This window comes from Pseudomonas oryzihabitans (genome assembly GCF_006384975.1).
Taxonomy (GTDB): Bacteria; Pseudomonadota; Gammaproteobacteria; order Pseudomonadales; family Pseudomonadaceae; genus Chryseomonas; species Chryseomonas psychrotolerans_B.
This window is the reverse complement of the sequence record NZ_CP021645.1, coordinates 2,396,317-2,421,880: the sequence shown is the minus strand read 5'-3', so window position 1 is coordinate 2,421,880 and position 25,564 is coordinate 2,396,317. Positions and strand designations below refer to the sequence as shown.

24 protein-coding genes are annotated in these 25,564 nt (G+C 65.4%); 13 read left to right on the top strand and 11 right to left on the bottom strand.

From position 1 onward, the window contains the following. The first annotated feature begins 123 nt into the window (after positions 1-123). Positions 124-294 (top strand): hypothetical protein, encoded by a 171-nt coding sequence (locus CCZ28_RS24435; protein WP_167371447.1) that lies wholly within the window; start codon positions 124-126, stop codon positions 292-294. 101 nt (positions 295-395) lie between these two features. On the opposite strand, the gene pyk is transcribed toward CCZ28_RS24435, so the two are convergent. Then, positions 396-1,847, bottom strand: coding sequence for a pyruvate kinase (pyk, locus tag CCZ28_RS10735; RefSeq protein ID WP_140217912.1), 1,452 nt, complete (start codon positions 1,845-1,847; stop codon positions 396-398). 196 nt (positions 1,848-2,043) lie between these two features. Here pyk and CCZ28_RS10730 point away from each other — a divergent pair, with 196 nt between their 5' ends. Beyond that, positions 2,044-2,430: a tetratricopeptide repeat protein gene (locus tag CCZ28_RS10730; protein WP_140217910.1), complete on the top strand. Its 387-nt coding sequence runs from the start codon at positions 2,044-2,046 to the stop codon at positions 2,428-2,430. A 55-nt stretch (positions 2,431-2,485) separates the two neighbouring features. Then, the gene (locus CCZ28_RS10725; RefSeq protein ID WP_058763602.1) at positions 2,486-2,848 is read left to right on the top strand and encodes a PilZ domain-containing protein; all 363 of its coding nucleotides are present in this window, start codon (positions 2,486-2,488) and stop codon (positions 2,846-2,848) included. Here CCZ28_RS10725 and CCZ28_RS10720 read toward each other — a convergent pair. The 3 genes from CCZ28_RS10720 to CCZ28_RS10710 are packed head-to-tail and all read right to left on the bottom strand — an operon-like array spanning position 2,833 to position 5,835. After that, positions 2,833-3,636 (bottom strand): hypothetical protein, encoded by an 804-nt coding sequence (locus tag CCZ28_RS10720; protein WP_240795258.1) that lies wholly within the window; start codon positions 3,634-3,636, stop codon positions 2,833-2,835. The genes CCZ28_RS10725 and CCZ28_RS10720 overlap by 16 nt on opposite strands. Further along, positions 3,633-4,628, bottom strand: coding sequence for an AAA family ATPase (locus CCZ28_RS10715; RefSeq protein WP_140217906.1), 996 nt, complete (start codon positions 4,626-4,628; stop codon positions 3,633-3,635). Before CCZ28_RS10715 ends, CCZ28_RS10720 begins: the two co-directional genes overlap by 4 nt. Next, a complete protein-coding gene (locus CCZ28_RS10710) occupies positions 4,606-5,835 on the bottom strand; it encodes a DUF4350 domain-containing protein (RefSeq protein WP_140217904.1) in 1,230 nt (409 codons plus the stop codon). Before CCZ28_RS10710 ends, CCZ28_RS10715 begins: the two co-directional genes overlap by 23 nt. Before the next feature lie 259 nt (positions 5,836-6,094). Between CCZ28_RS10710 and sbcB the strand changes: the two genes are divergently transcribed. Then, on the top strand, positions 6,095-7,549 hold the full coding sequence (gene sbcB / locus CCZ28_RS10705; RefSeq protein ID WP_140217902.1) for an exodeoxyribonuclease I: 1,455 nt from the start codon (positions 6,095-6,097) through the stop codon (positions 7,547-7,549). 344 nt (positions 7,550-7,893) lie between these two features. Here sbcB and mvaT read toward each other — a convergent pair whose 3' ends face one another. Continuing rightward, entirely contained in the window at positions 7,894-8,277 is a 384-nt protein-coding gene (mvaT, locus tag CCZ28_RS10700) for a histone-like nucleoid-structuring protein MvaT (protein WP_140217900.1), read from the bottom strand. Between the two features lie 312 nt (positions 8,278-8,589). Here mvaT and purU point away from each other — a divergent pair, with 312 nt between their 5' ends. Then, positions 8,590-9,441 carry a formyltetrahydrofolate deformylase gene (purU, locus tag CCZ28_RS10695; protein ID WP_058763590.1) on the top strand — a complete coding sequence of 284 codons (852 nt, stop codon included), beginning with the start codon at positions 8,590-8,592 and terminating at the stop codon, positions 9,439-9,441. After that, a complete protein-coding gene (locus CCZ28_RS24680; RefSeq protein WP_140217898.1) occupies positions 9,413-9,661 on the top strand; it encodes a hypothetical protein in 249 nt (82 codons plus the stop codon). The genes purU and CCZ28_RS24680 overlap by 29 nt, the downstream gene beginning before the upstream one ends. Here the strand turns inward: CCZ28_RS24680 and CCZ28_RS10685 are convergent. Together CCZ28_RS10685 and nadC are read right to left on the bottom strand one after the other, a co-directional pair. Beyond that, positions 9,649-9,867: a hypothetical protein gene (locus CCZ28_RS10685; RefSeq protein WP_058766354.1), complete on the bottom strand. Its 219-nt coding sequence runs from the start codon at positions 9,865-9,867 to the stop codon at positions 9,649-9,651. The two genes, CCZ28_RS24680 and CCZ28_RS10685, sit on opposite strands and share 13 nt — an antisense overlap. A 119-nt stretch (positions 9,868-9,986) precedes the next feature. Then, positions 9,987-10,835 (bottom strand): carboxylating nicotinate-nucleotide diphosphorylase, encoded by an 849-nt coding sequence (gene nadC, locus CCZ28_RS10680; RefSeq protein ID WP_140217896.1) that lies wholly within the window; start codon positions 10,833-10,835, stop codon positions 9,987-9,989. Between the two features lie 286 nt (positions 10,836-11,121). Here nadC and CCZ28_RS10675 point away from each other — a divergent pair, with 286 nt between their 5' ends. Both CCZ28_RS10675 and CCZ28_RS10670 read left to right on the top strand, forming a co-directional pair. Next, on the top strand, positions 11,122-13,311 hold the full coding sequence (locus CCZ28_RS10675) for a DUF1631 domain-containing protein (RefSeq protein ID WP_140217894.1): 2,190 nt from the start codon (positions 11,122-11,124) through the stop codon (positions 13,309-13,311). 105 nt (positions 13,312-13,416) lie between these two features. Further along, positions 13,417-14,636, top strand: a protein-coding gene (locus CCZ28_RS10670) for an IS3 family transposase (protein ID WP_140217892.1) whose coding sequence is annotated in 2 segments (ribosomal slippage) — positions 13,417-13,765 and positions 13,765-14,636 — 1,221 coding nt in all. Because the reading frame shifts where the segments join, the coding sequence is not laid out codon by codon here. A gap of 68 nt (positions 14,637-14,704) precedes the next feature. On the opposite strand, the gene CCZ28_RS10665 is transcribed toward CCZ28_RS10670, so the two are convergent. Both CCZ28_RS10665 and CCZ28_RS10660 read right to left on the bottom strand, forming a co-directional pair. Next, complete coding sequence (locus CCZ28_RS10665; RefSeq protein WP_140217890.1) at positions 14,705-15,997, bottom strand: NAD(P)/FAD-dependent oxidoreductase; 1,293 nt, start codon at positions 15,995-15,997, stop codon at positions 14,705-14,707. A 255-nt stretch (positions 15,998-16,252) separates the two neighbouring features. Beyond that, on the bottom strand, positions 16,253-16,732 hold the full coding sequence (locus CCZ28_RS10660) for an MOSC domain-containing protein (protein WP_058766352.1): 480 nt from the start codon (positions 16,730-16,732) through the stop codon (positions 16,253-16,255). A gap of 83 nt (positions 16,733-16,815) precedes the next feature. On the opposite strand from CCZ28_RS10660, the gene CCZ28_RS10655 reads away from it, so the two are divergent. Continuing rightward, a complete protein-coding gene (locus CCZ28_RS10655) occupies positions 16,816-17,292 on the top strand; it encodes an FAD/FMN-containing dehydrogenase (protein WP_205894659.1) in 477 nt (158 codons plus the stop codon). Continuing rightward, the gene (gene ampD / locus CCZ28_RS10650) at positions 17,292-17,843 is read left to right on the top strand and encodes a 1,6-anhydro-N-acetylmuramyl-L-alanine amidase AmpD (RefSeq protein ID WP_140217888.1); all 552 of its coding nucleotides are present in this window, start codon (positions 17,292-17,294) and stop codon (positions 17,841-17,843) included. The genes CCZ28_RS10655 and ampD overlap by 1 nt, the downstream gene beginning before the upstream one ends. Here ampD and CCZ28_RS10645 read toward each other — a convergent pair. Together CCZ28_RS10645 and cra are read right to left on the bottom strand one after the other, a co-directional pair. Continuing rightward, the gene (locus CCZ28_RS10645; RefSeq protein WP_140217886.1) at positions 17,840-18,637 is read right to left on the bottom strand and encodes a TatD family hydrolase; all 798 of its coding nucleotides are present in this window, start codon (positions 18,635-18,637) and stop codon (positions 17,840-17,842) included. The genes ampD and CCZ28_RS10645 overlap by 4 nt on opposite strands. Next, positions 18,634-19,626 carry a catabolite repressor/activator gene (cra, locus tag CCZ28_RS10640; RefSeq protein ID WP_140217884.1) on the bottom strand — a complete coding sequence of 331 codons (993 nt, stop codon included), beginning with the start codon at positions 19,624-19,626 and terminating at the stop codon, positions 18,634-18,636. The genes CCZ28_RS10645 and cra overlap by 4 nt, the downstream gene beginning before the upstream one ends. A gap of 280 nt (positions 19,627-19,906) precedes the next feature. On the opposite strand from cra, the gene ptsP reads away from it, so the two are divergent. The 3 genes from ptsP to CCZ28_RS10625 are packed head-to-tail and all read left to right on the top strand — an operon-like array spanning position 19,907 to position 25,508. Then, positions 19,907-22,789: a phosphoenolpyruvate--protein phosphotransferase gene (ptsP, locus tag CCZ28_RS10635; RefSeq protein WP_140217882.1), complete on the top strand. Its 2,883-nt coding sequence runs from the start codon at positions 19,907-19,909 to the stop codon at positions 22,787-22,789. Then, a complete protein-coding gene (pfkB, locus tag CCZ28_RS10630) occupies positions 22,786-23,754 on the top strand; it encodes a 1-phosphofructokinase (protein WP_140217880.1) in 969 nt (322 codons plus the stop codon). The genes ptsP and pfkB overlap by 4 nt, the downstream gene beginning before the upstream one ends. After that, positions 23,751-25,508: a PTS fructose-like transporter subunit IIB gene (locus CCZ28_RS10625; protein ID WP_140217878.1), complete on the top strand. Its 1,758-nt coding sequence runs from the start codon at positions 23,751-23,753 to the stop codon at positions 25,506-25,508. The genes pfkB and CCZ28_RS10625 overlap by 4 nt, the downstream gene beginning before the upstream one ends. Positions 25,509-25,564: the final 56 nt, after the last annotated feature.

Below are 25,564 nucleotides of genomic sequence, written 5' to 3'. Positions count from 1 at the left end.
GTTCACCCAGGCTGTTCGTACCAAACCGCCTATTCTGCCACAGTCTGACCAATGCTCGTCCGACTCCCTTGACTCATTTGAGAATGAGAATATAGTGCATTTAAGAAAGACAGGAGCGAGACGATGCGTGAACAACCTTTGGCCAGCCTAGCCCTGATCGACGCCACCCGACTGCAGGAGCGACGGGAAGGTCGCTTGCGCTCGCTGCAGCGCCTCATTCTGATCGTCTGCAGCCTGGGCGTCGTGAGCGCCGCTGCCCTGCATCTGGCCTATCTCGCCTTCGGCAGCGGCTGATCCGCAGTCGGGCTCACCGCTTTTTTCCGCCCATGAAAAAGCCCCGCACAGTCACCTGCGCGGGGCTTTCATTTGGCACCGGCCAGCGGCCGGTACTAGGGTCAGACCAGCAGGTCGCCCACGCGGTACATCTTCATGGTGTTGGTGCCATCACGCTTGGTGTAGCTGTCGCCCTTGGTCAGGATGACCCAGTCACCGTGCTCGACGATACCGCGCTTGAGCAGCTCGTCCACCGCTGCCTGGCTCACCTTGTTCGCCGGCATGGTGGTCGGGTCGAAGGGAATGGTGTGCACGTTGCGGAACAGCGCGGTGCGCGCCTGGGTGGCGCGGCTGGAGGCGAAGGAGAAGATCGGTACCGAGGAGCGCAGGCGCGACATGATCAGCGGGGTGTATCCGGTGTCGGTCAGGCTGATGATGGCCTTCACGCCGGGGAAGTGGTTGGCCACGTAGATGGAGGCCAGGGCGATACTCTCGTCCCAACGGGTGAAGGTCTGGCCCAGGCGATGGCTGGACAGCTTGCTGGTGGGCTGCTTTTCGGCGCCGACGCAGACGCGGGCCATGGCCTTGACCGCCTCGACCGGGTACTGGCCGGCGGCGCTCTCGGCGGAGAGCATCACGGCGTCGGTGTTGTCCAGCACGGCGTTGGCCACGTCGGAGACTTCCGCACGGGTCGGCATGGGGCTGCTGATCATCGACTCCATCATCTGGGTCGCGGTGATCACCGCCTTGTTGAGGCGGCGCGCGTGGGAAATGATGCGCTTCTGGATGCCCACCAGCTCGGCGTCGCCGATTTCCACGCCGAGGTCGCCACGGGCCACCATGACGGCATCGCTGGCCTGGATCAGGCCGTCCAGGGCTTCGTCGTTGGCCACGGCTTCGGCGCGCTCGATCTTGGCCACCAGCCAGGACTTGCCGCCCGCCGCTTCCATCAGGCGCCGGGCTTCGTTCATGTCTTCGGCATCACGCGGGAAGGACACGGCCAGGTAGTCGACCTCCATGGAGGCGGCCAGCTTGATGTCTTCGCGGTCCTTGTCGGTCAGCGCCGGCGCGGTGAGACCGCCGCCACGACGGTTGATACCCTTGTGGTCGGACAGCGGACCGCCGATCAGGGTGGTGCAGTGCAGTTCACTGGCGGTCACGCCTTCCACACGCAGCACGACGCGGCCGTCGTCCAGCAGCAGTTCGTCACCCACGCGGCAGTCGGCGACCAGGCCCGGATAGTCGATGCCGACCACTTCCTCGGTGCCTTCGGTGCGCGGATGGGCGATGGACAGGCGGAAGGGATCGCCGACCTTGAGTTCGATACGCTTGTTGACGAACTTGGCGATGCGGATCTTCGGACCCTGAAGGTCGCCGAGCAGGGCGACGTGGCGGCCGTGCTTGGCGGCGAGATCCCGTACCAGCTGACCACGGGCCCGGTGCTCGTCGGGCGTGCCATGCGAGAAGTTCAGCCGGGCGACGTCGATACCGGCGATGATGAGCTGCTCGAGGACTTCCGGAGAATTGCTGGCCGGGCCTAGGGTGGCGACGATCTTGGTACGGCGATAAATCATGCAGTCTTTCCTTTAGCGGATTGCAACCATGAGTCGACGCCTCAGCGCCGAGTCGACGTAGAACACGGAGCGCAGCTCATTGTAGCGCTCTCGCGTGGCCAGCACATGACGGCTTTTCGCAGCTCTGTCACACCAGTGGTCGTCTGGCCTCAAGAAGCCAGCCCCGGAGCCGATCTAGCGAACAGGAGGACTTTTCATGCGCCCTTATCTCTACCTGTGCCTGCTCGTCGGCCTGACCGGCTGTACCAGCGTTTCGATGAATTCCTATCTCGACGCCGCCTATAAATCCTATGCCGAGGGTGATTGTACCAACGCCCTGCTGGAGATCTCCCAGGCCGAGCGCAAGGGACGGGCGCGGCCCTGGCTGCAGCCGGAGTTCTCCATGCTGCGCGGCCAATGCCTGGAGCAGCAGCAGCTGTACGCGGACGCCGCCCAGACCTATCGTTTCATCCAGGCCCGTTATCCGGGCAGTGAATATGCCTATCGAGCCCAGGCTCGACTGGACACCCTGCGCCAAATGGGGCTAGATGGCGGAATGGCCGTTGCGACGCCCCAACCGGTGCGAAAACTACCGCAGCGCTGAGCTTTCCAGGACGTTGTCGGTAAAGTGGCTTTACCGTGTGCAGGATGAACGCACCATGACTCAGAATCGTCGTATCGAGCGCCACCAGCTGCCTTACTACCTGAAGGTATTCAACCGCTTCACCGACAAGCCCATGGGCTACATCGGCAACATTTCCCGCGAGGGACTGCTGATGATCAGCCAATTGCCCATGCTGGTGAATGCGCGTTTCGAGCTGCGGTTGAAGATTCCAGGGCAGGATGGCCAGTTGCACTTCATCGATTTCGATGCTCGCTGCCAGTGGAGTCACGAAGACGTGACACCGGGCAACTACGACTCCGGTTTCAGCGTCGTCGAGCCACCGGTCGAATTCGCCGAGTTGATCGGCGTCCTGCAGCACTATTTCACCTTCGGCAAACTGTCTCAGTCAGCGATCTGACCGGCGCTTTGCTCTGCCCAGAGTTGCCGCAGGCGAGTCTGGAGGTCCGTCGTAGCTCTGGCCGGTAGCCAGTGAATACCCAATCGTTCTAGGCGCGCGGCCAGCCGGTCGCTGCGTAGCCGCGCCCGCCAGGCCTCGGCGTAGCCTTGGGCGCTGCGCCAGCCGCTGATCTGCGCCGGCTCCTGGATGATTCTCAGCGAGGTGTCGACCAGCCAAAGGTCCAGCCCGCGTCGGACGCGGTCCAGTCGGGCGAGTCCGTCCAGCATCTCCTCGGTCATGGGCGCCATCACCACGATGACACTGCCAGGGCTGGCCTGCAGACAGAGCCGCGCCAGGGCCAGCTTGAGTTCGCCATGGGTGCCAACGGTCAGCTTGGGCAGGATCAAGGGCTGACCGGGTACGCTGGCCGCCAGCAGGCGCAACTCGGGCGCGAAGCCATACAGCCGGACGGCGTTGCCGCCGGCTGCCAGGCTGCGCAGGAAGCCCAGGGCCTGGTCGCGATCCTGTTGCCAAGGGATGCGGCCTGCTGGAGCCTGGCAGTCGAGCAGCAGGTGCAGGGTGGCTGAGCTGCGCTGGGCACGGGGCGTGATGCTGGGCCGTGGCGGGTGCTGCCAGAGGCCGGGCCAGCGCCACTTGGAACCTAGACGCTCGAGCACCGCCAGCGCCAGCAGCAGCGCACCACCGGCAGCGGGCAATGCCTGCCAGATAGGCGGGGCGATCAGGCCCAGCAGCAGGCTGACCAGCGCCAGGCCAGTCAGGAGCAGCGCAAGGCGACGACTCGGGATCATGCGCGCGGTGCCGGACACTGTCCCAGCAGTTTGAGAATCTGGCCATCGAGGCTGTCGCCTTCGAATTCCCGCTCGGGTGTCAGGCGCAGACGCGGTCGCAGCACGCCCGGCAGCACGCTGCGCACCTCTTCCACGCCAACGCCATCGCTGCCGCGCAGGAAGGCCAGTGCTTGGGCGAGCCGAACCAACGCCTGACCCGCGCGCGGTCCGGCGCCCTGTTCGAAGGCGGGCCATTCCCGCGTCAGGCGAGTCAGCCGCAGGCAATAATCCAGCACCGGCTCCGCTGCCGGCAGTCCCGTCACCAGGCGTTGTAGCGGTGGCAGGTCACGAGCATGCAACAGGGGTTTCAGCGCCGCGGCCTCCAGCGGGTCGGCATGACCCTGCGGCAAGGTCTGGCGCAAGGCGGCGAGCTCCTGGCTTTCCGTCGGCCACTCCAGGCGTAGCTGGGTCAGGAAGCGATCACGCAGGGTCAAGGGCAGATCGCTGCCCGCCGCACGGGTGGCGATCACCATGAAGGGGGCGGGCAGCGGCACGCTACGACCTTCCAGGACGAGCTGACGTGCCTGCAAGGCCTCGCCCAGTAGGTTGTGGATGACGGCGGGCGCACGCTGCAGCTCTTCGATCAGGATCAGCTGATTGAACAGCGGACCGCGGCGCAAACGGGCACTCTCGCTGCCGGCATCGACGACGATCTCGCCGGCCACCTCGGCTGCGGACTGCGCCGGATGACAGTGCAGGCGGCCGAAGCTGCCTTCCAGACTGGCCGCCAGCGCCCGCGCCAGGAGGGTCTTGCCTGCACCGGGCGGGCCTTCGAGCAGCAGATGACCGCCGGCCAGCAGGGTAGCGAGCAGCCCGTCCACGACAACGTCCTGTTGCGGCAATACCCTGAGCAGGGCCTGGCGCAGCGCCTGCAGCCGAGCCTGGGCGCGGGCTTTCACAGCGGCTTCGCTGGTGTCCGCTGAGCTGCCTTCAGGAAGGGAGGTGTCGGTCATCGGGAGTCCTCGGGGATAGGGGGCGCAAGGCCAGGCGCAGCTGTCGCAGCTGGGCAATGCGCCGGGTGAAGGCCTTGCGCGAGGCACGAGCGGGGTAGGGCCGCATGGCCTCGCCCACCAGGCGGGTGGTCAGGCCACTCAGGCGGGCAAGGTACTGCCAGCGCTCGGCGACGCCCTGTTGGGCGAATTCCGGTCGTTGCCGTTGCAATTCTCGCAGGATATCGCGTTGCAAGACGGCGATCAGGTCTGGCCAGTGCTCCTTGCGCGCCCGCCACCGGGGGAGAGGGGAACCCTGGCTATGCCAATGCCAGATGAACAGGGCCAGTAGCGACAGGCCAGCTGCCAGGCCGAAGCGCTGCAGCGCCTGCTGCCAGAGGGGCACCGGCGGCAGCGGCGCGATGATCGCGACCGGCGCGCCCTGGGTCAGGTACCACAGCAGCCAGGCATTGTCGTACTGGGGGAGGTGGGCATTGTTCCAGAGCTCGGTATCCGACAGCAGCGTCACGCTGCCTTCGCCCCAGGGCAGCAAGAGCATATGGGTCGCGCTGGCGCTGCTGGCCCAGGCCACCGCCTGATCGCCGACATCATAGAGATGACGACTGTCGTCGAAGCCCAGGTAGGCCGGGGCATCGTCCTCGGCCAGATAGAGTTGCGTCAGACTCGGCCAGAGCGGCAGCGCCATGATCGGTTGCGGGACGCTCCCCAGTTCGCGAGTGGGCATTGGCCGTACGCCGAGGGTGGCGCTCAGGGCGAGGGTACTGTCGTCCGCTATCGCCACCAGATGTCCTCCCGCCGCCACCCAGTCCAGTAGTTGCTGCGCCTGAGCGTCCGCAAGCGGCGAATTACCGGCCAGCCAGAGCAGTACGCCCTTAGGAGGCAGCGCGTCGAGTTGCGCAGGGGGCTCGTGGTGCACCTGGCTGCCGAAGTGCTGCAGGTAGGCCGTGGCGAGGGCCAGGGGCTCGGCGCCTTCTCCGCTGGCCTTGGCCAGTTGCATGACGATCTGGCGCGCCGCCTGGCTATCGAGCGCCTGGTGGGTCAGCCGTAGGCTCGCCGGGCCGCTATCCGACTGCGGCGGCAATGGGCAGGACAGCGGCTCCTGTTGGGCCGGAGCGGCGCAGGACAAGGCGAGGGCGAAGACGGCGGCGCTCAGGCGCAGGCCGGCAAGGCGGTACCGGGCGCGAAGGGAGGGCCGATCAGCTGAACGCATGCAAGGGTACGCGAGAGGACAAGGTCCAGAGCCTAGCGGGTACGGGCGTTGGCGAGCAAGGTAATAGGCGATGCTAGACTGTGCCTCGGTTCTGTACGAAAACTGCCTGCGCTCGGTGATGCTTCGTTGAAAAAGGCCTGGATCGCCAGCCCGGTCGCAATGCTCATTTACCGCTCGTAAACTCCGCTTCCTCAGCCTTTTTCGCCTTGCCTGACCTTCGCTCGGCGACTTTTCGTACAGAACCTTGAGGGAGGGTAGTGTGACTCAGAGCATCTTCTGGTACGACTTCGAGACCACGGGTATCGATCCGCGGCGGGATCGCCCGCTGCAGGTCGCCGGGGTGCGTACCGATCTGGACCTCAACGAGATCGGGGAGCCGCTCAATCTCTATTGTCGGCTGAGCGACGATATCCTGCCGCACCCTGCCGCCTGCCTGGTCACCGGTATCCTGCCGGATACGCTGCGGCGTCTGGGCTTGCGCGAGCGGGACTTCATGCAGCGCCTCCATGCCGAGATCAGTCGACCCCAGACCTGCACGGTCGGCTACAACAACCTGCGCTTCGATGACGAAATGGTGCGGCACAGCCTGTACCGTAATTTTCACGATCCCTATGCGCGGGAGTGGCAGCAAGGCAACAGCCGTTGGGATGTGCTCGGGTTGATCAGGGCGCTCTATGCCTTTCGCCCGGAAAGCCTGAATTGGCCGCAGGAAAACGCTCGCGTGTCCCTGCGGCTGGATCGCCTGACCCTGGCCAATGGCATCGAGCATGGGCAGGCCCACGATGCCCTGGCGGATGTGCGGGCGACGCTTGCCCTGGCACGCCTGGTCAAGCAAGCCCAACCGCGACTGTATGACTATCTCTGGGTGCAGCGGCAGAAGAAGGCGGCCCTGGCGCGCATTCGCCTGCTCGAGCCCCTGCTGCACGTGTCCGGACGCTTCAGCGCCGAGCGCCACTTCCTCGCCCCCGTCCTGCCGCTGGCCTGGCATCCGGTCAATCGCAATGCGCTGATCGTCTGCGATCTCGGCGCGGCGCCCGACCCGCTGTTCGACCTCGATGCCGATACCTTGCGCCAGCGCCTCTATACCCGCCGGGACGACCTGGTCGAGGGTGAGTTACCCGTACCGCTCAAACTGGTGCAGATCAACAAGTGTCCGATCCTGGCGCCTTTCAGCGTATTGCGTCCTGCAGATAGCGAGCGACTGCAATTCGATCCGGCTGAGGTGTGGCGCACCGTCCGCCGGATTCTCGAGCAGCGCTCCAACTGGCAACCCAAGGTGCAGGCGATCTATGCCGAGGCTTCAGCCTTTCAAGTGGAAAAGTTGGATGCCGAATTACGGCTCTATGACGGCTTTGTCGATGCCGAGGAGCGGCAACTTTGCGAGCAAGTTCGACTGTGCCCGGCCGAGGAACTTGCCGGGAGAACTTGGCCCTTCCGTGATGATCGGCATCCGGAGCTGTTCTTTCGCTACCGGGCCCGCAACTTTCCGGAGTTGCTGACGGCGGAGGAGGGGAGCCGTTGGCGCGACTTCTGCCGCCAGCGATTGTTGAGCGAAGAGCGTCAGGGGCAACTGACGTGCGCTCAATTCATGACGCTGACCGAGGAGTTTCGCCGCGAAGTAGCCGTGGATGTCTTGCCCATCCTGGATGCCTGGTGCGCCCATGTTCAGGCGTTGATTCGGCGACTGGATGAAAGTGTCGCCGCTGCGACCTAAGGTCACGGAGATCGGCGCCCTTGGCTTGTGAAGGTTCGGAAAAAATAACGCCATAATCGGCCAGCATAGTGCAGATGTCGTTCCGGACGCTTCATGTGCCTAGACAGGCCTGAATCCCGATATGCGAAATTAGGGGGCGTTCCGAATATAGACGGGGAGATGGATCACTTGAGCCCGGGCGGATGCATGTTCGAGCTATGGCATTCGTTCTGGCTTCTGTACGGACAGTGCCTAAGCTCGGCGACTTTTGAAGCAGAGCCTGGGTGGGAGCGTCTGCGCCAGGCGCTGTGGTCGTGCGCCTGGCGAGAAGGCAAAAAAAACGCCGGCAAGCCGGCGTTTTTCGATCAATCCAGGAACGTGGCCCAGGATTCCACTTCGTCCGAGCCCCACTTGGCCTTCCACTCTTTCAGCGTCTTGTGATTGCCACCCTTGGTTTCAATCACTTCGCCGTTGTGCGGGTTCTTGTACTGCTTAACTTTACGGGCGCGCTTGGGAGTCGCAGGCGTGCCGGCCTTGTTGGTGCGAGTCTGGCGAGCGGGCTTGGCTTCGGTGTCGAGGATGCCAATGATATCCCGCAGGGATTTCTGATATTCGCCCATCAACGAACGGAGTTTCTTTTCGAACTCCAGTTCCTTTTGCAGTTTGTCGTCTGCCTGCAGGGACTTCAGGCGCTCCTGCAATTCCTTGATGGCTTCTTCGGTTTGGCGATATTCATTGATGAGCGACATGGTTGGCCTTTGTACGTGGTGGTGCAGAGATGAAAGTGCCCTAATCATAGATTGGCTATTGGAATAAGTAAACTGGGAGTCGCATGGGGCGCGCTCAATTAATGTCGCGGCGCATTGGTAGTGCGTAGGCCAGACGGTTTACACGGTCGTGATTATTTTATAGTCATTTAATTGCGGAACTTTTTCACGGGCTAATTGTGATTTTTTCGGCAAATGCAGGAACTGGCGGCATGGCGTGATCCCGCCGTGTCGCGCTCGACGCTGCACGCGAGTACGCCTAGAATGCAGCCCCTTTTCGCTCGAGGTTTTCCTATGCAAACGTTTCGTCTGGTGATCGCCTGTCCGGACGGGGTGGGTATCGTTGCCAAGGTCAGCAACTTCCTGGCGACCTATAACGGCTGGATAACCGAAGCGAGCCATCATTCGGATACGGAAAGTGGCTGGTTCTTCATGCGCCATGAGATCCGCGCCGACTCCCTGCCCTTCGATCTGGCAGGCTTTCGCCAGGCCTTCGCGCCCATCGCCCGCGAGTTCTCGATGCAATGGCGGATCACCGATTCGGCCCAGCGCAAGCGCGTGGTGCTGATGGCGAGTCGCGAATCCCATTGCCTGGCGGATCTGCTGCATCGCTGGCACAGCGGCGAACTCGACTGTGAGATTCCCTGCGTCATCTCCAACCACGACACCCTGCGCAGCATGGTGGAGTGGCACGGCATTCCCTTCTTCCATGTGCCGGTCGATCCCAGTGACAAACAGCCGGCGTTCGACGAGGTCTCCCGCCTGATCGATCTGCATCAGGCCGATACGGTGGTCCTCGCGCGCTACATGCAGATCCTACCGCCCGATCTCTGCGCGCGTTATGCCCACCAGGTGATCAACATCCACCACAGCTTCCTGCCGTCCTTCGTCGGCGCCAAGCCCTATCACCAGGCGGCGCAGCGGGGCGTGAAGTTGATCGGTGCCACCTGCCACTACGTGACCGAGGAGCTGGATGCCGGGCCGATCATCGAGCAGGACGTGGAGCGGGTCAGTCATCGCGACAACGTCGAAGACATGGTGCGCCTGGGCAAGGACGTGGAGAAGATGGTGCTGTCGCGGGGTCTGAGATACCACCTGCAAGAGCGGGTCATGGTCCATGGCAACAAGACCGTCATCTTCGACTGACAGCGAGTCCGGCGCGGCCCCAGGTACCGCGGAGGCACCGCCGTGCCTCGGCGAGGGGTGCCTGGCGCGCTACGACGTGGCGGCCATGGACGAGGCGGCTGGCGCGGATTTCAGCGCCGCCGCCGCGCTGTGGCGATGGCTGCAGGTGGAAGCAGCGGGTGCCGAACCCGCAGAGGGCGCGGCAGCGGCGGGGGATGCCGGTTCGCCTCAGTCTTCCTGAGAATTTTCCGCCACGGTCTTGGCTTTGCGATCGGCGATCTTGCGCACTTCCGAGGCGAACACCTCGTCCTGCACGGTGGGCCTTTTCTTCCAGGGCTTGCGATCGGGCTTGGGCTGGGCGGCGTAGGTGACGATTTCGCCACCGTAGATATCTTGATAGCGCTGGGCCTGGCGTTCCAGTTCAGCGCGCAGTTGATCTTTGGTCACGGGTTCGATCTTGTTCGGGTGTCACGAGGGGCGAGCGGTCGACGAGACCGCTCGAAGTCCGGTGCGCAGGAGGCGCGGCTGCGAAGTCTAGCCGCCGCGAAGAACTTTGCCTACCGGGTTCAAGCCAGCACCCGCATCGACAGGTCGATGGCCTTGACGTCCTTGGTCAGGGTGCCGATGGAGATGTAGTCGACGCCGGTCTGGGCGATGCCCAGCAGGGTGTCCTGGTTGACGCCACCGGAAGCCTCCAACTTGGCCTTGCCCGCCGTCAGGGCGACGGCGGTGCGCATGTCGGCCAGGCTCAGCTCGTCGAGCATGACGATGTCGGCACCGGCGGTCAGGGCCTGTTCCAGTTCGCCCAGGTTTTCCACCTCCACCTCTACCGGACGACCCGGCGCGAGTTGCCGTGCGGTCGCTACCGCCTGGGCGATGCCGCCGCAGGCCGCGATATGGTTTTCCTTGATCAGGAAGGCGTCGAACAGGCCGATGCGATGGTTGTAGCAGCCGCCGCAGGTGACCGCGTACTTCTGCGCGCGGCGCAGGCCGGGCAGGGTCTTGCGGGTGTCCAGCAGCCGGACGGCGGTCTCCTGCACCAGATCCGCGTAATGTCGGCAGCGGGTAGCGGTGCCGGACAGCAACTGGAGGAAGTTGAGCGCGCTGCGTTCGCCGGTGAGCAGGGCCCGGGCCGGCCCCTGGAGTTCGAACAGCACCTGATCGGGAGCGACTCTTTCGCCATCGCGCACCTGCCAGGTGACCTCGACCCGCGGGTCCAGCACCCGAAAGACTTCGTCGACCCAGGCAGTACCTGCCACTACCGCTGCCTCGCGGGTGATGATGCGGGCCCGGGCGCTCTGTCCCTCGGGGATCAGGCCCGCCGTGAGATCGCCACTGCCGATGTCTTCGCGCAGGGCGGCGGCGACGTTTTCGGTGATGACCTGGGCGAGGTCGGACGGGGTATCGCTGGACATGAATGGACTCCAATGAAGGGACGGCGAGACGCCGGCGGCAACTTTATGGCAGGTTGACGATCCGAGATAGACAACGTTGAATTATTTGAAGGGCAGGCGTTGTACTACAGGTACCCTGTGAACCCTGTCATGTACTGTGCAGATGCTGATTGGTCGATGCCTTAGCTGAGCAAATAATGGCACATCGACAACGTTTCACCTCGCGGCCAGGGCGGCCAACGTTGTTCAATGCTCCTGTAGTGGAACGCGATTCAGCCGAACGCAAGAACGGTTGTGGGAGGCGGTGGTGCAGAACGACGTAAATGTGGTTCATTTCAAGGCGCTCGGGGAGTCTTCTTCCCGATTGCCCGCGGTACTTTTGCCGGTACGAGATCGCGCCGCTCAGCGACTCAATGCCTCTTTGCAGCAGCTGTTCGACAATGCTGACGATGCCCTGTTCGAGATGGCGGACCGGGCCGGCAGCAATCAGGAACAGAGCCTCTACTTCGAAGCCATGCGCGACCTGCGTCTGCGGCGCAAGAGTATCGAGCGCAGTTTTCTGCAGCAGTATTTCGAGCGCTTCGCGGCGCTGAACAATGTGGTCGGCAGCAAGCCGGAAATGCGCCTGGACAGCGTGTCCTACGAAGACCTCAGCCTGGTGCAGAACGATGCGCTGGAAGAGAGCGTCGCCGTGGATACCATGGTGGCCAAGGCGCTCAGCAACAACGCCATGGCCATCAGCCATCTCACCATCAGGTTCAATACCCAGCTGTCGAGCAAGGTCGACGATGCGACCCATCCGCTGGGGCCGCGCCGGCTGTGCGAGGCCTTCGTCGAGGCCTGTCGCGATCTCGATACCGACATCAAGGTCAAGCTGATCATCTACAAACTGTTCGAGCGCTTCGTGCTCAACGGCCTGGGCCAGCTCTATGCGGAATCCAACCGGCAACTGGTGGATGCCGGGGTGCTGCCGCAACTCAAGGCCATTCCCCAACAGGTGCCGGGGCGCACGGCCAAGGGTTATAGCGGCCGTACCCCGGCCCATGTGAATGCCGAGGACGACGGTCAGGAACTCTTCGGTACCTTGCAGGGCTTGCTGGCGCAATTGCGTAACCCGGCCGCCGTTGGCGGCGTTGGTGCCGGCTCCGGCGGGGAGGCCGCGGCCTCCGGGGATAGCCAGGCGATCACCAGCTACGATCTCATGCGCCTGCTTTCCCACCTGCAGCAACAGATCTCCGGCCAGCCCCTGGACGGCTACGATCTGAAGCAACAGCTGGGCATAGCGCTGGGACGCATCAGCGAGCGCTCGGGTCGACAGCGGGTAGTGGGGCAGGTCGATGAAGATGTCATCAATCTGGTGGCGATGCTCTTTGAGTTCATCCTTGACGACCTCACCTTGCCCGACTCGCTCAAGGCCCTGATCGCGCGGCTGCAGATTCCGATGCTCAAGGTAGCGGTGCTCGACAAGACCTTCTTCAGCCGGGGCAGCCATCCGGCCCGGCGCCTGCTGAACGAGATCGCCGCGGCCTCGTTGGGCTGGGGCGAGCAGAGCGATCTGCAACGCGATGGCCTCTATCAGAAGATCGAACAGATCGTGCAGCGTCTGCTGACCGATTTCGTCGATGATCCGGAGATCTTCGCCGAGTTGCTGGCCGACTTCATGGCCTATGTCGGTGACGAGCAGCGCCGCAGCGAGTTGCTCGAGCAGCGCACGCGCGATGCCGAAGAAGGTAGGGCGCGCGCCGAAATTGCCCGCCTGCAGGTCGAGCATGTGCTGAGCCAGCGCCTGCAAGGACATCAGTTGCCGGCTGCCGTGCAGCGGGTGCTGCGCGAAGCCTGGAGCCAGGTGCTGCTGCTGACCTGCCTCAAGCAAGGCTACGACTCGAGCGAATGGCGCGCCGCGCTCCAGACGATGGATGACCTGATCTGGAGCATCCAGCCGCACTACGACGTGGCGTCGCGCCAGCGTCTCTTGGAGATGGTGCCCGGCTTGCTCAAGGCCTTGCGCGAAGGCTTGGCGAGCGCCGCCTTCGATCCGTTCTCCACCTCCGAATTCTTCACCGAGCTCGAATCGCTCCACGTGCAGACCTTCCAGCAGGCCCGTGCCGAGTCGGTGGATACGGCCGCTGTGGATGCCAAGCTGGCCCCGGCCGCGCCGGTCATCGCCGACGAGCCTTTCGAGTTGCCGCGCGCTGGTGATCGGATCGCCGGCCTGCAGCAGGATTCGCTGGAGTGGGTGGATGGCCTGTCCGTGGGCGCCTGGCTGGAGATCTTGGATCTCGAACAGAAGCTGCGCTGCAAGTTGGCGGCGGTCATCCGGCCCATGGGGCGGCTGGTGTTCGTCAATCGTACCGGTATGAAGGTGCTGGATCGTACCCGCGAGGAACTGGCGCTGGATTATCAGGAGGGTCGGGTACGACTGCTCGACGACGCCCTGCTGTTCGATCGGGCCATGACCTCGGTACTGGGCAGCCTGCGCAGCCAGTCTTCGTCCTGAGGCGCTGTGCAATGGAAAAAGCCGTCCCTCGGGACGGCTTTTTTGTGGCCAGTGTCCCGTCCTGAATAAGGTTTACACCTTCCATCCCACGATCTGGAGAGCCAGATGGAGCAAGGTGTAAAGCGCACGCAGCGTGATTACTCGCTGACTTTTAAATTGACCGTAGTCGATCAAGTCGAAAAGGGCGAGCTGACCTACAAGCAAGCTCAGGAGCGGTATGGGATCCAAGGCAGGTCCACGGTTTTGGTATGGTTGCGTAAGCATGGTCGGCAGGATTGGAGCCAGGGGGCCTCTATTCGAGCCGGCAGGAGTCAAACCGTGACTGATCCCAAAGACCTGACGCCTGAGCAACGCATCAAGGAGCTGGAGCAGCAACTGCAGTTCATGAGCCAAAAGGCCCAATTCTTCGAAGCGGTGGTTGAGGTGCTGGAGAAGGATTACGGCGTTTCGATCGTAAAAAAGCGACCCGGCAAGTCCTCTCGCAAGACCAAGTCGCAGGACTGAGTATTGTCAGGGCTTGCCAGTTTCTAGGGATCAGTCGGCAGGCTTACTACAAGCGCAACCGAACAGCCGATGACAAAGCGCTTCAGGCAGAGCGAGTCGTAGGGTTCGTTTGTCAGGTTCGAATGCGACAGCCTCGGCTGGGGACTCGCAAGCTGCACCATCTCTTGCATTGCCAGCCTGACCGGCGACTTCAGGTGGGCCGCGACCGCCTGTTTCAGGTCTTGGGCGAGCACCGTTTACTGGTGCGTCCCACTCGGGCGTATCACAAGACCACGCAGAGCTTTCATCGCTTCTATCGCCATCACAACTTACTCAAGCCAGGCGTGAATCAGATCGTTCCGACCACACCGGAGCAGGTTTGGGTGGCTGACATCACCTATCTACCCTCAGGCAGTGGCCCGTTGTACCTCAGCCTGGTCACGGATGCGTACTCCCGAAAGATCGTCGGTCACCACGTGCATGAGAGTCTGCATGCCGAGTCGGTAGCACAGGCCTTCAAGCAGGCGTTGCGAAGGCGGAGTCGTCCGCATGAATTGGTGCATCACTCGGATCGGGGCATCCAGTATTGTTCGGCGCTGTATCAGTCCCTGCACGAACGACACGGCGTTCGATGCTCGATGACAGATGGGTACGACTGCTACCAGAACGCGCTGGCCGAGCGAGTCAATGGCATCCTCAAGACAGAATTGCTGCTACGCAACCCGGAGAATCTGGAGCAAGCCAGGAAGATGGTCGAGGAGGCGGTGCGAATCTACAACACGGAGCGACCACACACAGCCCTGAAATACAAAACGCCCGAGGCGGTGCACCGGGCGTTTTGAGGCCTATCGGGCCTACCTGAACAGCTGTAAACCTATTTCAGGACTAGACACAGCCTGGCGATTAGGACTCAGTGCAGCTTCAGGCGCGGTTCGGTCTTGCGTCTGAGGTGATCGCCGGCGAACAGCGCCAGGGCGCGCAGCGGGCCGTAGAGGGCGACCTGGTGCATCCGGTAGAGCGAAACGTAGAAGGTCCGTGCCAGCCAGCCCTCCAACGTCAGGCTGCCCAGGGCGCCGCCCATGAGGTTGCCGACGGCGCTGAAGCGCGACAGGGAGATCAGCGAGCCATAGTCCTTGTAGCGGTATTCCGGCAGCGGCTTGCCGTCCAGCAGTGCCTTGAAGGTCTTGACCAGCAGGGAGGCCTGCTGGTGCGCGGACTGGGCGCGCGGTGGCACGGTGCGGGTGTCGCCCGGGGTGAGCGGGCAGGCGGCGCAATCGCCCAGGGCGAAGACGTTGGGATCGCGGGTGGTCTGCAGCGTCGAGTGCACGACCAGTTGATTGATGCGATTGGTCTCGAGACCCGCCAGATCCTTGAGGAAGGCCGGGGCCCGGATACCCGCCGCCCAGACCTTGAGGCTGGCCGGGACGAATTCGCTCGCCGTCTGCAAGCCGTCGGCGCGGACTTCCTTGACCGCCGAACCGGTCAGCACGCGCACGCCGAGCTTCTCCAGGGTGCGATGGGCCTGGTCGGCGATGCGCTCGGGCAGGGCGGGCAGGATGCGCGGGCCGGCTTCGACCACGGTGATGCGCAGGTCTTCGGGACGGATGCGATCGAGACCGTAGGCCTGCAGCTCCTCGGCGGCGTTGCGCAGTTCGGCGGCCAGCTCCACACCGGTGGCGCCCGCGCCGACGATGGCTACCTCGATGAATTCACCCGGTTGCTCGCTGACATGGGCGCGCAGGTAGTGGGTCAGCAACTTGCGGTGGAAGCGTTCGGCCTGGGCGCGGGTGTCGAGGAAAATGCAATTTTCCGCGGCGCCGGGGGTGCCGAAGTCGTTGGTGGTGCTGCCGATGGCCAGCACTAGGGAGTCGTAGCCGATCTCCCGCTCGGGCACCAGCACGGCGCCGTCGTCTTCGATGGCAGCCAACTGGACCTTGCGGCGCTCGCGGTCCAGGCCGGTCATGCGACCCAGTTGGAAGTCGAAGTGATTCCACTTGGCCTGGGCCACGTAGCTCAGTTCGTCATCAGTGGAGTTGAGCGAGCCGGCGGCGACCTCGTGCAGCAAAGGTTTCCAGATATGGGTGGCATTGGCGTCGATCAGCACGATCTGCGCCTGGCCGCGCTTGCCCAGGCTACGGCCCAGGCGGGTAGCCAGTTCCAGGCCGCCGGCGCCGCCGCCGACGATAACGATGCGATGGGTCATGGAGAGTACTCATAGAGAGGGAAAGCGGTGGCCGAGCCGAGCGCGTCGCCGCAAGCGGGCGCAGTCCCGGATCGGACGGAATCTGGAGGCGTCGATTCGAGCGAAAAGCTCGGCGTCTAGGCTGGAAGATGGGCGAAAAGCAGCGGTTTTCAAGGGAAACGGCATACATCCGCCTGGGCAAAGACGTCTGTGACGACGGGAGGTAGCCTAGTTTAACCGGGCTGGCGCGGGCATTCGACCCTCGGGAAATTGAGGTCAATCCAGCACCTGCACCGCATCGCCCAGGCGGATGATGCCGCTCTCCAGCACCCGCGCGGTGAGGCCGCCGTGGCCGCGCATGGCCTGGAAGGTGCCGGCGCCCAGGCGTTCTTCCAGTCGTGCGCAGGGTTGGCACCAGCCGGTGGTTTCCAATACCGCCTGGCCGATACGGAAGCGCCGATTCTTCAGACTGAACAGGTTGATCCCGGCGATGGCCAGGTTGCGTCTGAGATCAGCTGGCGCGATGGCTTTGCCGATCAGGGCGGCCACTACCGGCAGGTGCTCCCACTGGATGAGGGTGACCTGGCGCTGGTTGCGCGCGGTGGGGCGGGCATGGTCGCCGGTGAGACCGGCGTCGCGGCGGGCTTCCACCGCCTCGATCTCGACCATGGGCGCGCGGGAAGCCGGCCGCACGCCGATCCAGCGTACCGCCCCGGCCTGGGGAACCTCGGCCAGCAATTCTTTGAGTGGGATCATGCCGCTCCTCGCTGCGATGGTGGTGCCTGCCAGAAGGGTAGGGCAGGATAACGGCCTCGATAGGTCGCTCAAGAGAGGATGCCATGCGCGCAAGAGGCCTGGCGTTGTTGCTGTCGTGTCTGGTACTGCCGTTGACTGCTTTCGCTTTGGAGCCGGGGGAGCGCATCGCGCCTTTCACGCTGCTCGATCAGCGCGACCGGCCCTATACCTTCGATGACCGCCTGCAGGTCCTGCTCGTTGCCCGCAGCATGACCGGTTCCGGCCTGGTGAAGGAAGCCATGCGCGACCAGCCCGCGGATTTCATCGATGGTACCCGGGTGGCCTATATCGCCGACATCAGCAGCATGCCGGCGGCCATCACCCGGATGTTCGCCGTGCCGGCCATGCGCAAGTACGGCTATCCCGTGCTGCTGGATCGCCAATCACGCGTCGTGCCGCGTTTCCCCGGCGATGCGAACAAGGTGCTCTGGGTGATGCTCGACCATGGACGCTTCGTCGGCCAGCGTGAATTCGGCGATGCCAATGCCCTGCGTGACGCGCTCAAGGCCAAGGCGCGCTGATGGAAGGCGTCTTCGTTGAGGGGTGGTACCGCGAGGCGCGCCTGTGTCCTTCGCCCAACCACAACGAACGTCCGGCCGGCACCGAGGTGTCCCTGCTGGTCATCCACAACATCAGCCTGCCGCCCGGGCAGTTCGGTACCGGCTGCGTCCAGGCTTTCTTCCAGAATCGCCTGGATCATTCGGCCCATCCCTTCTTCGCGGAAATCGCCGAGCTCAAGGTGGCTGCCCACTTTCTCATCGAGCGCGATGGGGCGGTGACCCAGTTCGTGTCCTGCGAGCGACGGGCCTGGCATGCCGGGGTGTCCTGCTTCGCGGGGCGCGAGAACTGTAACGACTTCTCGCTGGGCATCGAGCTGGAGGGGACGGACGACCTGGCCTACACCGAGGCTCAGTATCGTGCCCTGGGCCGCCTGACGCGAGCGCTGCAGCGGGCCTATCCGGCGATCACCGCCGAGCGCATCCAGGGGCACAGCGACATCGCGCCGGGACGCAAGACCGATCCCGGTCCGGCCTTCGATTGGGCGCGTCTGCACTCCGAGTTGCAAGGCTAGATCAGACGGTCGGGGTCCCAGCCGAACACCGCGCAGGCATTGAGGGTGGTGGTCGCCGCCAGGGTCTCGGCCGAGATCTGCCACAGCGGGGCGAGGGCCGCGCAGATGGCTGGCAGATGGGCCGGGCTGTTGCGCACGTCGGGGTGCATCGCCGGCGGCATGTCCGGCGCGTCCGTCTCCAGGACGATGGCGTCCAGCGGCAACTGGGGGAGCACGCGCTGCAGGCGCTTGGCCTGGGGCCAGGTGGGCGCGCCGCCGAGGCCGATCTTGAAGCCCAGGCGCAGGTATTCCCGCGCTTCCTCGTAGCTGCCGGAAAAGGCGTGGGCGATGCCGGCGCGGGGTGGCCTGAGCCGCTTGAGGATCTTCACCACCTCGGCATGGGCGCGCCGCACATGCAGCAGTACCGGCAGCTCCAGTTCCATGGCCAGGCGCACCTGTTGCTCGAAGAACCAGGCCTGGCGCGGCTTGTCCGGCGCTTCGATGTAGTAGTCCAGGCCGATCTCGCCGAGGGCGCAGAGACGGGCATCCGCGCGGCGTTCCAGGCAGAAGGCCCGCAGCGCCTCCAGATCGTCCTCCCGATGACGGTGCAGGTAGCAGGGATGCAGGCCCGGCGCTGCGTACAGGGCGTCATGGTCGGTGGCGACCTGCCAAAGTTGCGGCCATTGGCTGAGTTCGACGCCGATCAGCACCTGGCGGACGACCCCCAGCCGTGCGCAGTCAGCGAGCAGCGCCCGACGCTCGGCGTCGAAGTCCGGATAGTCCAGGTGGTTGTGGGTATCGATCAGCAGGCTCATGGCAGGCGGCGTTTGAGGACCCTCGGTATGGCTCGGACACCCGGCAGGTACTGATCGTTTTCCAGGGCGTCCAGCATCAACTCCAGGGCGCGCTCGGTGATGATCTCATGCTGCTGGGAGATGGCGTTGACCTTGAACGGCAGGTAGTCCAGCAACTGGGTGTCGCCGAAGGTGGCCAGGCGCAGGTCTTCGCCTTCGGCGAGCGGGTGATCGCGCAATACGTCCAGCACGCCCTGCAGCAAGACATAGGAGGTGGTCAGCAACGCCTCGGGCCAATGGCCGAGTTCGTCGATCATCGCCTGCGCCTGGGCGCGACCACCGTCGCGGCTGTAGTGGGGGGCGTGACGCTCCCAATGACGCGCGGGATGGTCGGCGAGGGCGGCGGCGAAGCCGGCGGCGCGCTCGCGGCTGATGACCAGGTCGGGGCGGGCGCCGATCAGGGCGATGCTGTGGGTGTCGGGGGTGAGCAGGGTGGCCGCCAGCTGCCGACCGGCGGCGTGGTCGTCGCTGACCACCGAGCAGAATTGCATCGGATCCAGTTGGCGGTCGATGGCGATGATCGGGATGTTGTGCTCCTGCAGTTGCCGGTAGGGCGCGTCGTCCTCGGCCAGGCTGCTGGCGGTGAACAGGCCGTCGCAACGCCGGGCGCGGAACAGCGCGATGAGCTGGCGTTCGCTGTCCGGGTTGTCGTCCGTGCAGGCGATCAGCAACTGGTAGCCACGCGCACGTGCCCGCCGCTCGAGCTGTTTGGCCAGGCGGGCATAGCTCGGGTTTTCCAGATCGGGCAGCAGGAAACCCAGGGTATGGGTGGCTCCGCGACGCAGGCCGGCGGCGCGCTGGTCGGGCTGGTAGCCGTGGGCTTCGACCACGGCCATGACCCGCGCCACGGTGGCCGCGCTGATACGTCGCTGCTCGGCCTTGCCGTTGATGACGTAGCTGGCAGTGGTGAGGGATACGCCAGCCAGTTGAGCGATGTCGCTGAGTTTCACGCCTATACCTCGTCGGACCTGAAAGGTCTCGCGCTGTACGGCGCGAGCGGGACGGTCTTTATTGTGTGTTGTGCTTCAAGGATCGACGATTATCGAGTAACGTTCCAGTTACATTGGGTGAAACGTTTCAGCTTTCTGTTGTCCGAGGGCTGTCACGCTACACCCAGTGCCCTGCGCCGCTGTTTCTGGCGTGTCCGCAGGGCTAAGCGAGCCGGCAAGCATCTATTACAAGAAAGGCACGGCGCCGGGATCGGGCGCGCGGCGCCGGAGGTATCCTTCCATGTTCGAACTCAATGCCCAGCATATCCGCATGGCCCAACAGGCGCCCGACAAGGCGACCGCCCTGGCCATGCTCGCTGAGTCCCTCGTCGCCGACGGCCTGGTCGCCCCGGGCTATCTCGAAGGGCTCAAGGCCCGCGAGGCCCAGGGCTCCACCTATCTCGGCCAGGGGATCGCCATTCCCCACGGCACCCCCCAGACCCGTGACCAGGTATTCGTCACCGGCGTACGGATGATGCAGTTTCCCGACGGGGTGGACTGGGGCGACGGCCAACTGACCTACCTGGCCATCGCCATCGCCGCCAAATCCGACGAGCACCTGCGCATCCTGCAGTTGCTGACCCGCGCCCTCGGCGAGAGCGAGCTGCAACAAGCCCTGCGCGAGGCCCGCGAACCCCAGCAGATCCTCGATCTGCTGCAGGGGGCGCCCCAGGCCCTGGCCCTGGACGAAGAGCTGGTGCAGCTGGCCATCGACGCCGAGGACCTGGAAGACCTGGCCTGGCAAGGCGCGCGCATGCTCAAGCACATGGAATGCGTGGATGCCGGTTTCGCCGCCGCCCTGCAGGCCAGCCAACCGCTGCCCCTGGGCGACGGCCTCTGGTGGCTGAACAGCGAGACTGCGGTGAAGCGCCCGGGCCTGGCTTTCGTCACCCCGCTGCAACTGCTGCACCATCAGGACCAGCCGGTACGTGGCCTGTTCTGTCTGGCCAGCCTGGGCGAAGGCCATCGCGCCTTGCTCGAGCGCCTCTGCGATCTGCTCGTCGCCGGTCGTGGCCAGGAGCTGGCCCAGGCCACTTCGCGCCGTGCCGTGCTCGAAGCCCTGGGCGGCGAAGTCGCTCCCGACTGGCCCAGTGCCCAGGTGGTCCTGGCCAATGCCCACGGCCTGCACGCCCGTCCGGCCAAGGAGCTGGCACGGCTGGCCAAGGCCTATGACGGCGAGATCCGTGTGCGGGTCGACGGCGGCGCCCCGGTCTCGGCCAAGAGTCTGTCGCGCCTGCTGGCCTTGGGCGCCCGTCGTGGCCAGACCCTGGAATTCCTGGTCGAACCCGGCACTCCGGCCGAGGCGGCCCTGAACGATCTGATCGGCGCAGTGCAGGCCGGACTCGGCGAAGAAGTCGAGCCGGTCACCGCCAGCGCCCCGGCCCCGGCCGGTGCCGCCCGGGTCACCGCCATCAGCCTGGTGGACCCGTCCGAACAACTGCCGCTGGCGCCGGGCGATCGCGCCCAGGCCGTGGCCGCCGCTCCCGGTCTGGCGGTCGGCCCGGCCCATGTGGTGGCGCCCCAGCACTTCGACTATCCAGCCACTGGCGAAGGCGCCGCCGCCGAGCGGCAGCGCCTGGACCTGGCCCTGGCCACGGTGCGCGCCGATATCGAGGCGCTCATTGCCCGCAGTGAGTCCAGCGCCTTGCGCGAGATCTTCCAGACCCACCTGGAGATGCTCGACGATCCCGATATGCAGCAGGGCATCGCCGCCCGGCTCAAGGCCAATGCCAGCGCCGCTGCGGCCTGGGATACCCAGATCGAAGAGGCGGCCAGCCAGCAGGAGGCCCTGCACGACAGGTTGCTCGCCGAGCGTGCCGCCGATCTGCGCGACGTTGGCCGCCGGGTGCTGGCCCAACTCTGTGGCGTGGAAGAGCTCCGCGAACCCGAGGAACCCTATGTGCTGGTGATGGACGAGGTCGGCCCCGGCGATGTGGCCCGGCTCGACCGCGAGCGCGTTTGCGGCATCCTCACCGCCCGTGGCGGCGCCAGTTCCCACAGTGCCATCGTCGCCCGCGCCCTGGGCATCCCGGCCATCGTCGGCGCTGGCCGGCGGGTGCTGGAGCTGGCGCCGCGCAGCGTGCTCTTGCTGGATGGCGACAAGGGCACCCTGGAGATCGCCCCGGATGCCAGCCGTATCGAAGCCGTGCAGCGTGAGCGTGAGCTCCAGGCCGAGCGCCGTCGTGCTGCCGAGGCTCACCGTTTCGAGAGTGCTACCACCCGCGACGGCCATCAGGTCGAGATCGCGGTGAACCTGGGCGATACCGCCCAGGCCGCCGACGCGGTGGAGCAGGGCGCCGAAGCCGTCGGCCTGCTGCGCACCGAGCTGGTGTTCATGAGCCATGATGCCGCCCCCGACGAAGCCGCCCAGGAGCAGGAATACCGCCGCGCCCTCGATGGCCTGGCCGGCAAACCACTGGTGGTGCGTACCCTGGACGTCGGCGGCGACAAGCCGCTGCCCTATCTGCCGCTGCCGCCGGAAGAGAATCCCTTCCTCGGCATCCGCGGCATCCGCCTCACCCTGCGCCGTCCCGAACTGCTGGAAACCCAGCTGCGCGCCCTGCTCAAGGCCGCCGATGGTCGCCCGTTGCGGATCATGTTCCCCATGGTCGGGCGGGTCGAGGAGTGGCGCCAGGCGCGCGACATCCTGGACCGCCTGCGCCAGGAGATTCCCACCACCGACCTGCAGGTCGGCATCATGATCGAGGTGCCCTCGGCGGCCTTGCTGGCGCCGGTGCTGGCGCCGGAAGTGGACTTCTTCAGCGTCGGCACCAACGACCTCACCCAGTACACCCTGGCCATCGACCGCGGCCATCCGCTGCTGTCCGGCGAGGCCGACGGCCTGCATCCCAGCGTGCTGCGCCTGATCGACATGACGGTGCGCGCCGCCCATGCCCATGGCAAGTGGGTCGGCGTCTGCGGCGAGCTAGCGTCCGATCCGCTGGCGGTGCCGGTGCTGGTCGGCCTGGGGGTGGACGAGCTGTCGGTCTCGGCGCGCAGCGTGCCGCTGGTGAAGGCGCGGGTACGCGAGCTGGAGCTGCGCCTGGTGCAGTCCTGTGCCGCGCGGGCGTTGGAGCTGGCCACCGCCGCTGAAGTGCGGCAGAGCGTGGAGGCGCTGCGATGAGTCGCATCCTCACCCTGACCCTCAACCCGGCGCTGGATCTCACCGTCCAGCTGCCCGAACTCAAGCCCGGCGCGGTGAATCGCAGCGAGGCGGTGATCGTGCATGCCGCCGGCAAGGGCCTCAACGTCGCCCAGGTGCTGGCCGATCTCGGCCACGAGCTGACCGTGAGCGGTTTCCTCGGCGCCGACAACGCCAGTGCCTTCGATGCGCTGTTCGCCCGCCGCGGCTTCACCGACGCCTTCATCCGGGTGCCGGGGGAGACGCGCAGCAACCTCAAGCTGGCCGAGGCCGATGGCCGCATCACCGACATCAACGGGCCCGGCCCCGAGGTCTCCGCCGCCGCCCAGCAGGAATTGTTGGCGACCCTCGACCGCATCGCCGCGGGGCATGACGCCGTGGTGGTGGCCGGTAGCCTGCCGCGCGGGGTGACGCCCGAATGGCTGGCGGCGCTGATCGGCCGGCTCAAGTCGCTGGGGCTGCCGGTGGCGCTGGACACCAGTGGTGCCGCCCTGCGCGCCGCCCTGGCCGCCGGTCCCTGGCTGATCAAGCCCAATACCGAGGAACTGGCCGAGGCCTGCAACGCCCCCGCCGAGACCGCCACCGAGCAGGCGCTGCTGGTCGAGCAACTGCGCGCCCTGGGCATCGAGCACCTGGTGATCTCCCAGGGCGCCGAGGGCGTGCGCTGGTACGGTCACCAGACCCTGGAGGCGCAGCCGCCCAAGGTCACCGTGGCCAGCACCGTCGGCGCCGGGGATTCCCTGCTGGCCGGCATGCTGCACGGCCTGCTCACCGGCCAGACGCCGGAGCGCACCCTGACCACGGCCACCGCCATCGCCGCCCTGGCGGTCACCCAGATCGGTTTCGGCATCAATGATCCGGCGCAACTCGCAACCTTCGAAAACCAGGTGCGGGTGCGCGTCCTTCCCGACTTTCCGCTAGAACAAGAATCAGGGGTAAACCCATGAATATCGCCATCGTCACGACCTGCCCGACCGGCATGGTCACCAGCGTGCTCAGCGCGCGCCTGCTGGATGCCGCGGCCCAGCGCCGCGGCTGGACCACCAGCGTCGAGATCCACGACGGCCCCGAGGCCACCCTGCTGACCGACGACCAACTGGCCCGTGCCGAACTGGTAGTGGTGGTGCACACCGGCGCGGTCGATCTGTCGCGCTTCGTCGGCAAGCGGGTCTACCGCGCCGCGCCGGCGGAAGCCCTGCGCGATGTCGACGCCTTCCTGCAGCGCGCCGCCAGCGAGGCCAAGGTGCTGGAGCAGGCCCCGGCCGCCAGTGGCGCTGCGCCCAGTGCGCCGGCCAGCGCCAGCGAGACGCCGCGGCTGGTCGCCATCACCGCCTGTCCGACCGGAGTCGCCCACACCTTCATGGCCGCCGAAGCCTTGCAGAACGCTGCCAAGAAGCTCGGCTATCGCCTGCACCTGGAGACCCAGGGCTCGGTGGGCGCGCGCAATCCCTTGCCGGCCGACGCCATTCGCGAGGCCGACGTGGTGCTCTTGGCCACCGACATCGAGGTCAACGTCGAGCGCTTCGCCGGTAAGCGCGTCTATCGCTGCGGCACCGGCGTCGCCCTCAAGCAACCCGAGGCGACGATCAAGAAGGCCCTGGCCGAGGGCGAGACCCTGGCCGGCAGCGCCGCCCCCGCCGCGGGCGAGGGCGCCAAACCGGCCAAGAAGGAAAGCTCGGGTGTCTACAAGCACCTGCTCACCGGGGTGTCCTACATGTTGCCGATGGTGGTGGCGGGCGGTCTGCTGATCGCCCTGTCCTTCGTCTTCGGCATCGAGGCCTTCAAGGAACAGGGAACCCTGGCCGCGGCGCTGATGCAGATCGGCGGCGACTCGGCGTTCAAGCTGATGGTGCCGGTACTGGCCGGCTACATCGCCTATTCCATCGCCGACCGTCCGGGCCTGGCGCCCGGCATGATCGGCGGCTGGCTCGCGGCCAGTCTGGGCAGCGGCTTCATCGGCGGCATCATCGCCGGTTTCCTGGCCGGCTACGTGGCCAAGGCCATCGCCCAGCACGTCAAACTGCCGGCCAGCGTCGAGGCGCTCAAGCCGATCCTGATCATCCCGCTGTTCGCCAGCCTCATCGTCGGCCTGGTGATGATCTACCTGGTCGGCACTCCGGTCGCCGGTGCCCTGAGCCGCCTCACCGACTTCCTCAACAACCTGGGTACCAGCAACGCCGTGCTGCTCGGCCTGATCCTCGGCGCCATGATGTGCATCGACTTCGGCGGCCCGATCAACAAGGCGGCCTATGCCTTCACCGTCGGCCTGCTGGCGTCCAAGACCTACGGCCCCATGGCCGCCACCATGGCTGCCGGCATGGTGCCGCCCATCGGTATGGGTATCGCCACCCTGCTGGCGCGGCACAAGTTCGCCCAGAGCGAGCGTGAAGCGGGCAAGGCGGCCTCGGTGCTGGGCCTGTGCTTCATCTCCGAGGGGGCGATTCCCTTCGCCGCCAAGGACCCACTGCGGGTGATCCCGGCCAGCGTCATCGGCGGTGCCCTGACCGGTGCCCTGGTGATGCTGTTCAATTGCAAGTTGATGGCGCCCCACGGAGGCCTCTTCGTGCTGCTGATCCCCAATGCCATCAGCCATGCCTGGCTGTACCTGGGCGCCATCGCCGCCGGCAGCCTGGTGACTGGCGTGATTTACGCCGTGCTCAAGCGCAGCTCGACGGCCGTCGAGCTGGCTCCTGCGACCTGATCCCGCCGGCAGCAACTTTGCGGTAACAAGCGGTTACACTGGGAGGCTCTAGCCTC

What these genes read in the sequence shown, in the direction of transcription:
- CCZ28_RS24435 (WP_167371447.1), top strand. Translation starts at nt 124, where the DNA reads ATGCGTGAACAACCTTTGGCCAGCCTAGCCCTGATCGACGCCACCCGA.
- pyk (WP_140217912.1), bottom strand. Translation starts at nt 1,847, where the DNA reads ATGATTTATCGCCGTACCAAGATCGTCGCCACCCTAGGCCCGGCCAGC.
- CCZ28_RS10730 (WP_140217910.1), top strand. Translation starts at nt 2,044, where the DNA reads ATGCGCCCTTATCTCTACCTGTGCCTGCTCGTCGGCCTGACCGGCTGT.
- CCZ28_RS10725 (WP_058763602.1), top strand. Translation starts at nt 2,486, where the DNA reads ATGACTCAGAATCGTCGTATCGAGCGCCACCAGCTGCCTTACTACCTG.
- CCZ28_RS10720 (WP_240795258.1), bottom strand. Translation starts at nt 3,636, where the DNA reads ATGATCCCGAGTCGTCGCCTTGCGCTGCTCCTGACTGGCCTGGCGCTG.
- CCZ28_RS10715 (WP_140217906.1), bottom strand. Translation starts at nt 4,628, where the DNA reads ATGACCGACACCTCCCTTCCTGAAGGCAGCTCAGCGGACACCAGCGAA.
- CCZ28_RS10710 (WP_140217904.1), bottom strand. Translation starts at nt 5,835, where the DNA reads ATGCGTTCAGCTGATCGGCCCTCCCTTCGCGCCCGGTACCGCCTTGCC.
- mvaT (WP_140217900.1), bottom strand. Translation starts at nt 8,277, where the DNA reads ATGTCGCTCATCAATGAATATCGCCAAACCGAAGAAGCCATCAAGGAA.
- purU (WP_058763590.1), top strand. Translation starts at nt 8,590, where the DNA reads ATGCAAACGTTTCGTCTGGTGATCGCCTGTCCGGACGGGGTGGGTATC.
- CCZ28_RS24680 (WP_140217898.1), top strand. Translation starts at nt 9,413, where the DNA reads ATGGCAACAAGACCGTCATCTTCGACTGACAGCGAGTCCGGCGCGGCC.
- nadC (WP_140217896.1), bottom strand. Translation starts at nt 10,835, where the DNA reads ATGTCCAGCGATACCCCGTCCGACCTCGCCCAGGTCATCACCGAAAAC.
- CCZ28_RS10665 (WP_140217890.1), bottom strand. Translation starts at nt 15,997, where the DNA reads ATGACCCATCGCATCGTTATCGTCGGCGGCGGCGCCGGCGGCCTGGAA.
- CCZ28_RS10660 (WP_058766352.1), bottom strand. Translation starts at nt 16,732, where the DNA reads ATGATCCCACTCAAAGAATTGCTGGCCGAGGTTCCCCAGGCCGGGGCG.
- CCZ28_RS10655 (WP_205894659.1), top strand. Translation starts at nt 16,816, where the DNA reads ATGCGCGCAAGAGGCCTGGCGTTGTTGCTGTCGTGTCTGGTACTGCCG.
- ampD (WP_140217888.1), top strand. Translation starts at nt 17,292, where the DNA reads ATGGAAGGCGTCTTCGTTGAGGGGTGGTACCGCGAGGCGCGCCTGTGT.
- CCZ28_RS10645 (WP_140217886.1), bottom strand. Translation starts at nt 18,637, where the DNA reads ATGAGCCTGCTGATCGATACCCACAACCACCTGGACTATCCGGACTTC.
- ptsP (WP_140217882.1), top strand. Translation starts at nt 19,907, where the DNA reads ATGTTCGAACTCAATGCCCAGCATATCCGCATGGCCCAACAGGCGCCC.
- pfkB (WP_140217880.1), top strand. Translation starts at nt 22,786, where the DNA reads ATGAGTCGCATCCTCACCCTGACCCTCAACCCGGCGCTGGATCTCACC.
- CCZ28_RS10625 (WP_140217878.1), top strand. Translation starts at nt 23,751, where the DNA reads ATGAATATCGCCATCGTCACGACCTGCCCGACCGGCATGGTCACCAGC.